Below are 13,273 nucleotides of genomic sequence, written 5' to 3'. Positions count from 1 at the left end.
TCTATGGCCATCCGTGTGGGAGTTGTGGGAGTGGGTGTCCACGGCCTTCACCATGTACGAATCCTGTCCACGCTGCCGGAAATTGAACTTGCCGGTATTTTTGATATCCGGCCTGCTGTCTGTGAAACAGCAGCCGCTCAATTTCGAATCCGTCCCTTTTCGTCGCTCACTCAGCTTCTCGATTCCGTGGATTGTGTGACTGTGGCGGTTCCTACTTCAGCCCACCATGAAGTGGTTCTGGAATGCCTGGGACATGACAGGTCCGTTCTGGTAGAAAAACCTATCGCGGTCAGCACATCAGAAGCCGATGATATGATCCGGGAGGCCGATAAGCGCCGCCTTACCTTGGCGGTCGGCCATCTCGAACGTTTCAATGCAGCATATCGTTCCATACAGAACGAGCTGGTCAAACCGGCATTTGTCGAATCGCACCGTCTTTCGGTCTTCAATCCCCGCGGCACCGATGTGGCGGTGGTGCTTGATCTGATGATTCATGATATCGACATCGTACTTGACATGGTGAGGCGGCCGGTGGTCTCGGTGCATGCCTCGGGGGTGGCGGTGGTTTCCGATGAAGCCGATATCGCCAACGCCCGTATCCGGTTCGAGGGGGGCTGCGTCGCCAATCTAACCGCCAGCCGGATCTCGCAGCGCAAGATGCGGAAGGTACGAATCTTCCAACGGAATGCATACATTTCCATGGATTTCCTTTCCGGAGAAACCGAGATGTTCTCGCTTCATTCCGATGCCAAACCGGAAGCGTCTCCCGGCGTCATTCCGCAGCTCATGAACGGCATTTCCTATCATAAACATCCCCCGGACGGACTGAACGCCCTTGAACTCGAGTTTGCCGATTTCATTCATGCGGTCAGGGATGGGACCAACCCCCGGGTGACCGGCACAGATGGGCGAAATGCGTTGGAAGTAGCGTCTCAGGTTATGGAAAGCATGGAGCTATCCATGCGGAGCCTTGAATGAAACGGGTACTCATCATCGCAGGTGAGACATCCGGGGACCTGCAGGGTTCCGCTCTCATGCGCCAGATGAAACTCGGCATGCCCGGCCTTGAATTTAAAGGCATCGGCGGTTCGCTCATGATCGGCGAGGGGCTGAATGCTCTCCGTCATGTCAGGGACATGAACTTCATGGGACTCGCCGAGGTTTTCCGGCATCTTCCCTTTATCCGCCGCACCATGAAGATGCTCGAATCGCTTCTCGACACCTGGAAACCTCACCTGGCCATTCTCATCGACTACCCCGGTTTCAACCTCAAGCTCGCCCCCCGTATAAAACGACGCGAAATTCCAGTCATGTATTATATCAGCCCCCAGCTCTGGGCCTGGCATACGAGCAGGGTGAGCATGATCCGCAGGTATGTGGACCGGATGGTAGTGCTCTTCAGGTTCGAACAGGAATTTTACCGCCGGTACGGCATCGAAGCAGATTTTGTGGGATATCCCCTCCTGGATATGGTGCATCCTTCCGAAACCAGGGAGGCATTCCGCACAAGGGTCGGCGCCGAGAATACTCCGCTCATCGGACTCCTCCCCGGGTCGCGAACCCAGGAAATCAACCGTATCCTTCCCCCCATGGCCGAGAGCATAGCACTAGTTAAAGAAAAAATCGGACCGGTCGCTGCTGTCCTCGGATGCGCTCCGGATATCGATGAGAGCCGGTATCTGCCTTTCATCCGAGGCACCGGAATCATACCGGTCAAGGGTAATACTTATGACGTCATGTACCATGCCGATGCCCTGGCTGTAACCTCCGGCACAGCGACACTGGAAGCCGGGATAATTGGCACTCCCATGGTTATTCTCTACCGCACTTCTCCGCTTACTTACCATATAGGCAAACTGCTGGTAAAGATTCCGAATATCGGATTGATAAATATCGTCGCCGGCTCGCGGATTGTTCCCGAGCTTTGGCAGAATGAGGTGACACCGGAAAAAATAGCCGGTCACCTTATACAATTTATCACAGACAAGCAGCTGCATAATTCAGTCGTACAATCGCTCTGTGCTGCAAAAGATAAACTCGGTCTCCCGGGCGCAGCGCGGCGTGCTGCTTCGATTGCCCTGGAAATGATAGCGTAACGAATGCGAAACATCATCGTTTTTTTCTCGATAGTTCTTCTTGTATCTGCCCGGGAGGTATCGGCCGGAGATACGGTGACATTCTGCGCCGCCGGAGATGTTCTCCTCGACCGTGGATGTGGTGCAAAAATCCGTCAGCATGGTTTTGATTACCTCTTCGAGTCGGTAAGGGATTTTGTACAATCCAGCGACCTGGCTATCTGCAACCTGGAAGGTCCCATGTCCGCCAAAAAAAGAACCTCTGTCGAAAATATGCGTTTCTGCGCCGATTCGGCATATGTGGAGGTTCTGAAACGGTCAGGTTTCGATATCTTTTGCCTGGCAAACAACCATATACTGGATTACGGACGTCAGGCGCTCCTGGAAACCCGAAATATCCTTGAGAAAAACGGCCTGGCGGCGTTGGGGGCGGGAAAAAACAAATCGGAGGCTGCAAGCGCCCGGTTAATACAAAAAAACGGTTACACCTTTGCTTTTCTATCCTTTGCCGCAGTGCCATATTTTGGAGCAGGGCTGAATGCAGATTTTCCCTGCCCGGCCATAGCGGACAGTGCGACAGTCAGGGCCGAAGTGGAAAAATGCCGACCCACTGCGGATTATGTAATCGTTACCTTCCATTGGGGGGTGGAATATGCCGCCAGACCAGCCCAAGAGCAGGTGCAGCTTGCCCACCTTTGTATCGACAGCGGCGCCGATCTGGTCATCGGCCATCACCCCCATGTGATTCAGAGTATTGAAAAATACCGTGGAAAATTCATTCTCTACAGCCTGGGGAACTTTGTTTTCGATCAGCATAAACCGGAGCAGCGTGAATCAATTCTCTTCGCCTGCACCTTCCGTGAGGGAAAAGTGGAATCGCCCCATATCGTTCCGGTTATTATTCCCGACCGCATGTATCGGCCTGAATTAGCAGGATGCACGGATTCCATCCGTATAACCGATCGGATTAAGGCGCTGTCCGAGGGATTTGCAGCAGTTTTTCGCGATGGAGATACAGAGATATTCCTGGAATAAAGCGGTCGATCAATAAATATATTGATGCAACGGAAATTGTATTATTGTAGTTTATTTCACGGATGCAAGCAATTCGAACCGCCTGATTTTAAAAGAGGTGTTTCATGAAATTTCACGTGAGAATAGTACTCCTTATCCTCTGCGCTTTGGGATCCATTGTTTCATTATCCCAGGCGGAACCATATAAAAGAGCTCCCGATGTCATACCGGGTACATTGCCGGAAATGCGCGATCCTTCATACTGGATAGCACGTATGGAAAAACCTGATGAGATTATATTGTCGCAGGTACAAATTCAGCGTATGAATGAAAATTACCGGCAGAAAATACACTCAGAGCATCCCTTCAAGGGGGCTAATCCCGACAGGATTCCCAATGCCAACCGTCTTTTGTACCGTCAAGGTCATGTCATCGCTTTTCCCGACCTGGATACGATGTCGCCCGTGGAAATCGCCGACAGTGTCAGGCGGCAGATCACCCGTGAAATCAGCTTCATGCTAAGCGGTCATTTCGCCAATGTCGCTTCCATCGAATACAGCGAACGGGAAATCGACGCCTTTGAAAGAGAAATGGCCATCGATCTTCTGGGAAAAGAATGCCGCGTGCAATATGGAATTACTGTTCGAACGGCCCGTCAGAGGATAATACCGTCATGGCTGCCCCAGCAGGAGGGGTATCCCGGTCATGGAACACACTGTTGGGATCAGTGGAACCTCTGCGTGATTAAAATCGCCAGCCCGGTAAGTGTGCTTCACAGATCGCGCACAGGAGCATATGTATTCGTGTTGTCTGAGGACGGTTACGGCTGGTTGAATTCCGAGGATGTTGCATTCGCCGACAGAGACGTAATTTCGTCGTATATGAAGAACGACAGATTCATCCTCTGCACCGGTGACAGGGTGCCGTATTATTCGGATGACCGGTGTCTGTATGTCTCCGGCTGGCTGCGAATGGGCGCGCACCTTCCTCTTTCGGATGGAGGCAATCCGCGGATTATTCAATCGCCGGTACGAAAAACTGACGGAACGTTCGCAGTTGAAAGAGCATGGCTTGCATCTGAGGCCGATGTACATGCAGGATATCTACCATACACACGCCGGAATATAGTGACAACAGCGTTCAAGCTCCTTGACAACACCTACGACTGGACAGGCGGATGGTACGGGAGGAACCACGACAGTAATCTGAGGGATATTTTTGCATGTTTCGGATTCAAACTGCCCTACGAAGGATTGCTGTTCACCCATTTCGGCGATGACGACACGATCGTATATCCCAAAATGGACAGAAAGGCGCAGTATGCGGCGATACTCAGGCACGAACCCTTCGTTACACTCATGAACTGCGAAAGTGGCGGACCCCACAGCAATCTGCTGCTGGGTGAATACAACGGCACACCCATCGTATTCGATATGCACGGATATAACTATCAGCGTGAAGATGGTGTCTGGCTTGAGATAAGGAGGTGCTGTGTAGGTGATATCACAATGCCTAATTACTTCCTCAAGAACAGAGTGACATTTCTTGGGCTGAAATTACCCATCTTAAACGATATCAGGTAAGAGGATAGTACAATGAAACGACGTACACTGTTGAAACTAATTTCAATGGCGCTATACGGTGCCGCAGGACTGCCTGAAACATGTCCGGCCGGCGTAACGAAGCCGTTGGGTCTCCAGTATTTGGAGAAAATGCGGCAAATTTTCGAGAAAATAAAAAGCACTCAGTCAGAAGAAATGCTTGAGGCCTCGTATAGAATAGCCGACACGATCAAAAAAGGGAAAAAATGCCATAGAGTATGGGAAACAGGACATTCTGTAAACAACGATTTCTGGCCGAACCGGCCGGGAGATACAAATATTTTTGAAAATAAAACAATACCGTATGAAAAAGACGACCTGCTGCTTGCCAACCGGGGTGGTGGATCCGGAATGGAAAATAATCACAAAAAAGGCGTTTTCATCATCGGAGGATGTACCCCCTGGGGTGGCAGCGATATACAATACGCCGAACTTCTGCTACCGGAAGTCCAGAGCCTGAAAATATGCCCGTATGCCGATATCTGGATAGAAACATTCGATACCGCTTACGGCGCTTTCATCCACGTCCCCGGCGAGACCGCCCCACTAGGGCCGGTGACCGGAGCGCTCGGGATGATGACATTCTGGATCATGATGTCGGATACGGCGCGAATTCTCGCCCGCGATGCCGTTTCATTCGCAGTATACGGCGATGAACCTCCGATTGGCGGTACCAAGTTCAAGGCGAACCTATCGCGCCCCCTCGGCGAGCTGTACTATGACACCGCACTACAACAGCATAAAGCCATTGAAGACGAATTCGTCTCAATCAACGAAATAGCCACAATGGCAGTCCATGCTGTGCTGACCGGAGGAAGAGTCTACTGTTACAGCCGATATGAAGATGCGTTGTGCCTTGAAGCAGTGGAAAGAAGGGCGGGACTGGCCCTGACTTACGGATTATGGGGCCCCCCCGATAACATTAAAATTGCAAAGTATACCATCGTTGACCGTGTCACCGACGAAAAGAAAGTGGTCGACGAAGCGTTTAAACCTACTGGAAACGATATAGTCATCATGGGTACGGCGTACCCGGACAACGCTGAAGATATAGAATGCCTTGAATTGTTCAAAAAATCCGGCATGGGTACCGCGGTGATCGGACCGACGACCCGAAACGGGATAGTTCCCGACGGCAGGACAGTCTGCAAGGAAGCGGACGTTCATGTGGGCGCAGGATGCGACTCATACGGCCTTTTTGCATTACCAGGTATACAAAGAAAAGTATCGCCCACGTCCGGGTTGATACAGAATCAGATATTCTGGGCGATTTGCGGCCAGATTGCCGAGCAGATTGTTGAAAGAACCGGGAATGCACCGGGAATTTTTCTGAACGGCGGTCTCAAAGGGGGAATGGAAAAACTCGTCGCCGTACGTCGAACGTTCAGACAACGCGGATATTAATGGCCGATTCTCATGTCCTGACAACTAAACTTCCTGTGGAGAATGACGTTATATACATGATACTGGCCTAATTTATCGGAATAGATGCCGAAACGGTTGCTAAAAGATGCGCTGCGCTTTCATCGTTCCCGCGAAGCGGCAACAAGTTCGGCATGACACGTGTCATCCTGAACTTGTTTCAGGATCTATTTTTCCTCCACGATCATGTAGAATTTCGGGTAGAAAATGCAACAAAAGGGGGATACATTATGAAAAGCAGACGTGAATTTCTCGCCGCCGGAGCGGCGCTGTTTACCGCCCTGCCTGTCTTTCCCGAACGCGTATGGGCGAGCGGTAAAGACCTTGAATCGGCAAAAGAACATCTCGATCCGGGAATGCACCTGGTACGGGACGGCCTTACTTGGGCGGAAAAAGGGAAGGCAAACAATATCTCTCCGGTCCTCCGTGAGGAGATTCTGGAAAATCCCGGCGCTGTTTTTGTGATTCGAACCACGGTTACATCGCAGAAAGAGCCGGACGGCAGATTTCCGGCGGAGAACGAGCAGTTCCTTCAGGCTGGCTATTCAGTCGCAAAAAGGATGTTCCGCAAGGGGAACAGGAAAGGCGGAACCACGTTCATACAACCGAACTATGTGGGAGGTTTCACCGCCGACCAGCGGAGTGTGAATAACGGCGTTTCCACACATCCTTCTTTTGTGGCCGGTTTTGGAGATGCGCTTAAAGAAATGGGCAATACCAACATTGTGGTCGGCGCCAACGGGGCGGCGAAACATATTCATTTTGTGGAATCCGGTGTCGCCGAGATGATGCATAAACACGGCCTGTTCCTGACCGAGGGGAAATACGAGAACTGGGAGGATTACCTGCCGGAAGAAGTCACCTGGATCGATAACCCCCAGGGGGTGGTTATGCTCAAAGTTCCCTTCTTCCGGCTTCTACAGGCGAATGATACCACTCTCATCAACATGGCCAAGGACCGTATCCACCAGCTCGGTTTCACCACCCTGTCGCTGAAAAATCTCCAGGGAACCATGCCGGTAGGTTACATGCATATCTGCCAGCCCTGGAACGATCTCAAACGCCCGATAGGTATCCAGCCAGGCAAGAAAATATTCAATCCCGATTACCAGCGCCGGATAGAACAACTGTATGTGAAACACGCTCAGATGAACTACAAATACTGGGACGAGGGAGGCTTCGCAAAGGCTTATTTCTCAAGCGGCGGCTGGGAGGCGTTCAAGAAAGGCGCCAATAACGCAGACTACAAGCTGTTCTGGGGGGAGCACTGGGGTCAGCGCATGATGGATGCAGCGTCAAATGTACATCCGTATGTTTCCCTGGTGGAAGGAATAGTCGGAGTGGATGGCGCTGATGTTCTGCATTTGAACAATTTTGTGACCATATCACGGTCGATGGCGGCATGCGATGCGGCGGCAGCCTGGCTCATGGGCCATGACCCCCGTGAGATGCCTTTCCTGCGCATTGCGAACGAGCGAGGACTGGGGCAGAACGATATCGATAAAATCACGTTCTACGAGATCACCGACAGAGGGGTCGAGAAAATCGATTACCGGAATCTTCCCCGCGCGAGGATGGGAGTGAATGTGTATGGCTTGAAAGATATGCCGTTACGGTATTTCTGAGAATCCGATACTACTTGCCTGGTATCGATCCGGCGGTTAAATATACGAAGGCATTGTTGTAGATAGATGCCGAAACAAGTTCGGCATGACATCGTCCAATTGAACTGTTTAATCACCGAAGCAAAAAAAGGGATTTACATTTTCGACAGGATGGTAAAATCTTGTAAATCTTGTAAATCCTGTCTATACAATTTCATATCACCCGTATCACGAAATTCGGACAGGAAGCGGCGCAGTAGCCGCAAAGGATGCAGAGGTCGCTTTTAACCTCCGCTTTTTCTTCTCCCAGAAAGAGCGCTCCCTGCGCACAGGCATCGATACAGACGCCGCACCGCTTGCAGGCATCATAGACGATAAGGCGTTTCATTCCCGCGCGGTTCACTCCGGCGGCGAGAGCGCGGTCATAAGCTTCGGGATCGCCTGCAAACAGGCCGACCATGGTCTCAACTTCATCGGGAGTTTTCAGCCCGACAGCAATGGAGTGGAACAGTTCCAATTTCCGCACATACTGAATTGCTTCCGGGATATTGTCGATAAAATGTCCGCCGGCAAGGGGTTTCATGCCGTAAAGTCCTATATTTCTCATCCGCGCCCGCCGTATTGCCTCGAGCATCTCCTGATGGGTTCCGCCGATAATTCCCAAACCTTTTTTATTCATAACCGGAAACACCACCTCGATTTCGTCATAGGCAAGAGCCGCAAGCACACCGTCCGGCCCATGCGCCGAAAGCCCTATGGTACGTATCAAACCCGCCTCGCGGCACCGGACGAGAGCATCGAGCGCCCCTTCGCGCTCCCGCATTTCCGCGAGGTTCCTGATCAGGTGGAGGTGAAAGATATCGATGGTTTCACGTCCGATTTCACGGAGGCAGGTTTCCACATCCTTGCGCATCTCCGGAGCTGTTTTGGCGGTTGATTTGGACGCAATGACCACATCGCTGAAACCCTCGATGCCGAGGCGGGTGGGGGCATAGGTTTTATATCCCTTGGCGGTATCGATGAAATTGATGCCCAGTTCCATCGCCCGGCTCACCGCTTTGGCGCCTTCAGCGGGGGTAAGGTCGGCCTGAAGATGACCGAGGATGAGTGTGCCGAAGCAGAGATCTGTTACCTCTATACCGCTTTTTCCAAGAATTATCTTTTGCAAAGCCATGCATGGTACTCCGTGTAACAAGATGATCTTTAAATTACTTGAATAAAAGCTGAATTTGATTAGAATCTTTTTTGACAGGATTGACAAGATTTACAGGATTTGAGACAAAAAACAGATAAAAAGATTGTCTGAACCACTGATTCGTGTGATGATTGTGATAAAAGATGAGCTAATTGCAAAAGTCGTTTTATACGAGCCAATTGCAAAAGGCTCTGTGATGAAAGATTCTTTTATCATCTTTTATCATTTTCATCATGCGCATCAGTGGTTCAGACAGTCAATTTTGCTCCTTGCTTTTTCCAGGAATGGAGAGTGAAATTTCCGTTTTCCAGCAGCACATAGGTCTCGTGTGTGATCCAGTCGCCGAGGAGTATCAATTTCCCTTTTTCACGATCATCGATAAGAGGTACATGGGAATGTCCGTAAATTACCGCATCATAGCCTTCACTGAGTCGCTGATCGGCGATGGTACGGAAAAGTCCGGCGTACCATTCGTCTCTTCCGGGAGGGGGAGCAAGGTATTGGCGGGACGTTTTGGATGTTATTTCCGCAATTCGCCGCGCCAGGTCGGGATGGATCAGGGAAAAGAGAGCGATGGATAATTTGCTGCGCACAATCCTCTTAAGAAAGCGGTATCCATAATCCCCGGGATAAAGCCCATCGCCATGATGAAGATAGAGCCTTAATCTCTGGTGCTCGACAATCAGAGCATCATGATGGAGATTCAGCCCCACTTCATCCCGCAGATAGGGTCCAAACCAGTAATCATGATTCCCCGCCAGAAGAGTGACACTGGTTCCTGCCTGTACCAGGTTATAGAGCTCGAATACCACCTGCGGCGCGATGGCCGGAACCGCGCTCCGGTATTCGAACCAGAAGTCGAAGAGATCTCCGGCTATATAAAGATGAGAAACGCCGCCTCGAAGCCCTCGGAGGAAGGAAACCAGCTCCTGAACATGTGCGCGGTCTTCTCCCGGCATACCCAGGTGGGCATCGGCGATGAATACGATTCGATCCGGCAGTGTACGAGTATGTAGTTGCATTTTTGAAATATAATGGTTGGGAAGCCGTTATTTCAATAATAATATCGCTTGCGAAACCTGCTGCAATATACGATAATAGGTTAAATTTTTAAGAGTGCAACTTTTACAAACATATTGTACGATGTATCAGTTTAACCGTTTACCCAGGAGGGTGGTATGAAACGTCTCAAGCGTGCAAAGTTTCTGGTCCCGGTTTCTTTGTCAGTACTCTTGTCGGTGCTGTTTCTGACATTGCCCGGCTGCTCGAAATCGAATCAGCCGGCATGGAAAGCGTTGAATGACAAGATTATCAAGGAAAATCCTATTATAGTCCGGGAGCGTGCCGATCTGGTCGAGACCGGCATCACCCCCAGCCTAGAACCGGGTAAAGTTACACCCAGCGAAGCGCTCAAGGTTATCGAAATCGCTCCCGGGGTTAAAAGCAAAGTCTACTGGGGCAAAGCTGTCCTGGTGAGCTGGGTGACCATGGATCCAAACTCGGAAATCCCCAAGGAAACTCTCGATACTTCGCGCATGATGGTGATGTTCAAAGGCTCTGTCGAACAGATGGTCAACGGCAAGATGGAGAAGATGGAATGCACCGACCTGCCTCCCGGATACTTCTTCTCAACCGGACATGTCGGATACAAGCATGCCCTTATCCTCGACAAGGGAGCGGAGAATGCTGTGAAAGCGGGGCCCAAGGGCGCTGAGTTCCTGGAAATCTATGCTCCGATGCGTCTCGATTACCTTCAGAAAGCCGGCGCTACCCCGCCGCAGAATCCGAATTTCGGGAATTATTCCGCCGCATCCCGTTATCCGGTGAACAAGGTATTCAACTTTTATGACATTCAGCGCTCCCTGCTGATAGCCCAATGCTGGTCCCAGCTTTTGAACAACAAGGACGCCCAGGCAAGCTTCCTCTTCATGGAGCCGGGCAGCAGTTTCAAGCTTCATAACCATCCGGAAGAGCAACTCATGATCGTCCTCCGCGGTTCGACAGAAGAGCTTATCCTCGACCAGAAGGTTAACATGAAAGTCGGCGATGCGCTCTACCTGCCCGCATACATGGTTCACGGCGGCCACAACAGCCCGCAGGGCTGCGATGTGCTCGACGTGTTCTGGCCGGTCCGCGAGGCCGATTACATAGTGAGGGAAAAGGAGCGTTATGACGCTTACAACGCCATCATACCCGCGGGAGAAGAGCCGAAGCTCATACTCGACGGCGCTGCCACCAAACCCGGTATCGCTTTCGGCGAAGGCGGCGCTTATGTAAAAGGCAAGCTCATCTTCTCCAGTATGTTCTTCGACATTCCCTCCGGCACCTGGAAGAGCGACGCTTCGAAGAGCAACCTTGTTTCACTCGACCTCGCTACCGGCCAATACAAATATATCGTCAAAGGCAAGCAGACCAACGGTATGGCGCTTTTGCCCAATGGCAACCTTGTTGTCTGCAACATGGCCGGACACCAGGTGCTCGAAGTCACCCCGGAAGGTAAAACCGTCAAGGTTCTCGCCGACAAACTCAGCGACGGCACCCGCCTTGACGGCCCGAACGATGCGGTGGTAGATTCTAAAGGCGGAATCTATTTCACCGACCCGCAATTCATTTTCGATAAACCGGCGCGGCCGGGCAAGACAGTCAACTATATCACGCCGGACGGTAAAAAAGTCATCCAGGTTGTCAATCCGGGCGAATTCGGCATGGAAAACGGCATAGAACTCAGTCCCGACTGCAAGCTTCTCTATGTCAACAACACCTACCACGACAAAAACCGCTTGAGCGATGTCGCGAATCATGTGGCTGTCTATGATGTGAAGGATGACGGCACCCTGGCAAACAAGCGCAATTTCTGTCTGCTTTTCCTGCCTCCATCGGAATATGACGGCGAAACCCGCCATTCATGCGCCGACGGCTGCGCCATGGACGAGCAGGGGAACCTCTACGAGGCGACCAATACCGGCGTCCAGATATTCAACTCGAAAGGCGAGTACATCGGGAACATCTTTACTCCCTACTTCCCGGTAAACCTCTGCTTCGGCGGCCCGAACAACGACGTGCTCTACATGATGTCATGGGACAAGATATACTCCATCCAGACCAAGATGAAGGGGCTCGTGCTCCCGAAGAAAGCGCAGTAATCCTCTGATCTATAGGTTTGATACACACAGCCGGTCTCCCGTGGGACCGGCTTCCTTTTTGTGCGCCCGGCAGGGCGCGTTCACTTGAGGGTGGAAGTCCCTTACAGGCCTGATAGGAGGAACTGTTAGCCAAAGGCAAGGGCGTAGCCGCGAGGCTGGGTCTGAAGGGCACCCAGAATTGTGCAAAGCACAATCGGGGACCCCAATGAAGCCGGAGGCAAATCCCGGACTCGACGAACAGAAACCGGATACAAGGCCGGTGCGGTGGGGTAATCCGGCAATGGACGGAGACGCCCGATAACTATCCGGACACGCGCACAGGTAAATCCGGCGAGGGCCGGGGGAAAGAGTTATGTCTTACCCTGGGAGGTCTCTCTACCTGTCGTCGCGATGACGACTACAGGGGCGGCGGCGTCACTGGAAGGGCGGATAGAATTCAGCAGAGGCCATAGTAGGCATCTTGAATTCGATGCCGAAGGGCCGAATCTTCTGTTGCAAGGTATGTAGGGGATACTCGACGAATGTAGAGCAGCAGCAAAGGCATTACCTACCTGCAAAGGAGGTAATGCGCCACGGTACATGCAGTGACGGCGGAACCGAAGCTTCAGTACACGAGGAGCTGCAAGCATTTGCGGCGTTGAACACTGCTACTTCTTGGCCAATCACACTAACGGCTCAACCGACAGAGGAAACCGCCGTGATACGCAGTACGTACGTCCGGTGGTGTGAGAGGGGGAAACCGTGAGTAATCCCCCTACTCGCTTATGGTGAAAAAGCGGTGATTACTCAGGGGAAGAGGAAATCGAACAGGCTGATCATAACCGTAATAATCTTCGTGCCCGAAAGTAGGAAAATATACCGGAGATTCCGAAAAGTACGCTGATTCCGATTAACAGTTTCTTCAGACGCGCAAACTTTCCCGGTGTAATTTTAACATTCATCGTTTTATCGACTGAAAAAGTGGTGGAGAGACCATGGCCTGTTCCGTCGTTGACGACGATTTTCCATTCTCCCGGCATATCCGGCAGAAAAGCGAAAGAACCGTTGGCGTCGGTCCTGCCGTTCTGGAATTCGATCTTTTTGTCGCGCGGCGAAAAAATGGTAACTTCGGCATATCGCATCGCCTCGCCGGTGTCGTAGCCGACTTTCACGACAACTGCGTCGGACCTGGTGATTTCGTGCAAAACATCATGTGCCCGGACGGTCACCGCCCAAGAAA

Annotated in this window: 10 protein-coding genes; 7 read left to right on the top strand and 3 right to left on the bottom strand. The window is 51.5% G+C overall.

What is annotated here, in order from left to right; translation table 11 throughout:
- Positions 1-3 precede the first annotated feature (3 nt).
- From Q8O92_13210 to Q8O92_13185, 6 genes are all read left to right on the top strand, one after another.
- Positions 4-978: a Gfo/Idh/MocA family oxidoreductase gene (locus tag Q8O92_13210; protein ID MDP2984273.1), complete on the top strand. Its 975-nt coding sequence runs from the start codon at positions 4-6 to the stop codon at positions 976-978.
- The gene (lpxB, locus tag Q8O92_13205) at positions 975-2,096 is read left to right on the top strand and encodes a lipid-A-disaccharide synthase (protein ID MDP2984272.1); all 1,122 of its coding nucleotides are present in this window, start codon (positions 975-977) and stop codon (positions 2,094-2,096) included. Before Q8O92_13210 ends, lpxB begins: the two co-directional genes overlap by 4 nt.
- Positions 2,097-2,099: 3 nt before the next feature.
- Positions 2,100-3,110, top strand: a complete 1,011-nt coding sequence (locus Q8O92_13200; protein MDP2984271.1) for a CapA family protein — start codon at positions 2,100-2,102, stop codon at positions 3,108-3,110.
- A 104-nt stretch (positions 3,111-3,214) separates the two neighbouring features.
- Positions 3,215-4,672 (top strand): SH3 domain-containing protein, encoded by a 1,458-nt coding sequence (locus Q8O92_13195; GenBank protein MDP2984270.1) that lies wholly within the window; start codon positions 3,215-3,217, stop codon positions 4,670-4,672.
- 12 nt (positions 4,673-4,684) lie between these two features.
- Entirely contained in the window at positions 4,685-6,094 is a 1,410-nt protein-coding gene (locus Q8O92_13190) for a hypothetical protein (GenBank protein ID MDP2984269.1), read from the top strand.
- A gap of 248 nt (positions 6,095-6,342) precedes the next feature.
- Positions 6,343-7,737, top strand: coding sequence for a DUF362 domain-containing protein (locus Q8O92_13185; GenBank protein MDP2984268.1), 1,395 nt, complete (start codon positions 6,343-6,345; stop codon positions 7,735-7,737).
- Between the two features lie 193 nt (positions 7,738-7,930).
- Here the strand turns inward: Q8O92_13185 and Q8O92_13180 are convergent, their stop codons facing one another.
- Both Q8O92_13180 and Q8O92_13175 read right to left on the bottom strand, forming a co-directional pair.
- Positions 7,931-8,890 carry an aldo/keto reductase gene (locus tag Q8O92_13180; GenBank protein MDP2984267.1) on the bottom strand — a complete coding sequence of 320 codons (960 nt, stop codon included), beginning with the start codon at positions 8,888-8,890 and terminating at the stop codon, positions 7,931-7,933.
- A 269-nt stretch (positions 8,891-9,159) separates the two neighbouring features.
- Positions 9,160-9,933 carry a UDP-2,3-diacylglucosamine diphosphatase gene (locus Q8O92_13175; protein MDP2984266.1) on the bottom strand — a complete coding sequence of 258 codons (774 nt, stop codon included), beginning with the start codon at positions 9,931-9,933 and terminating at the stop codon, positions 9,160-9,162.
- Positions 9,934-10,089: 156 nt separating this feature from the next.
- On the opposite strand from Q8O92_13175, the gene Q8O92_13170 reads away from it, so the two are divergent.
- Complete coding sequence (locus Q8O92_13170; protein MDP2984265.1) at positions 10,090-12,054, top strand: SMP-30/gluconolactonase/LRE family protein; 1,965 nt, start codon at positions 10,090-10,092, stop codon at positions 12,052-12,054.
- An 815-nt stretch (positions 12,055-12,869) separates the two neighbouring features.
- Here the strand turns inward: Q8O92_13170 and Q8O92_13165 are convergent.
- The coding region (locus Q8O92_13165; GenBank protein ID MDP2984264.1) for a hypothetical protein at positions 12,870-13,273 on the bottom strand (404 nt) is incomplete at its 5' end.

It is taken from the genome of Candidatus Latescibacter sp. (assembly GCA_030692375.1).
Lineage (GTDB): Bacteria > Latescibacterota > Latescibacteria > Latescibacterales > Latescibacteraceae > JAUYCD01.
This window is presented reverse-complemented; position numbering and strand designations above follow the sequence as displayed.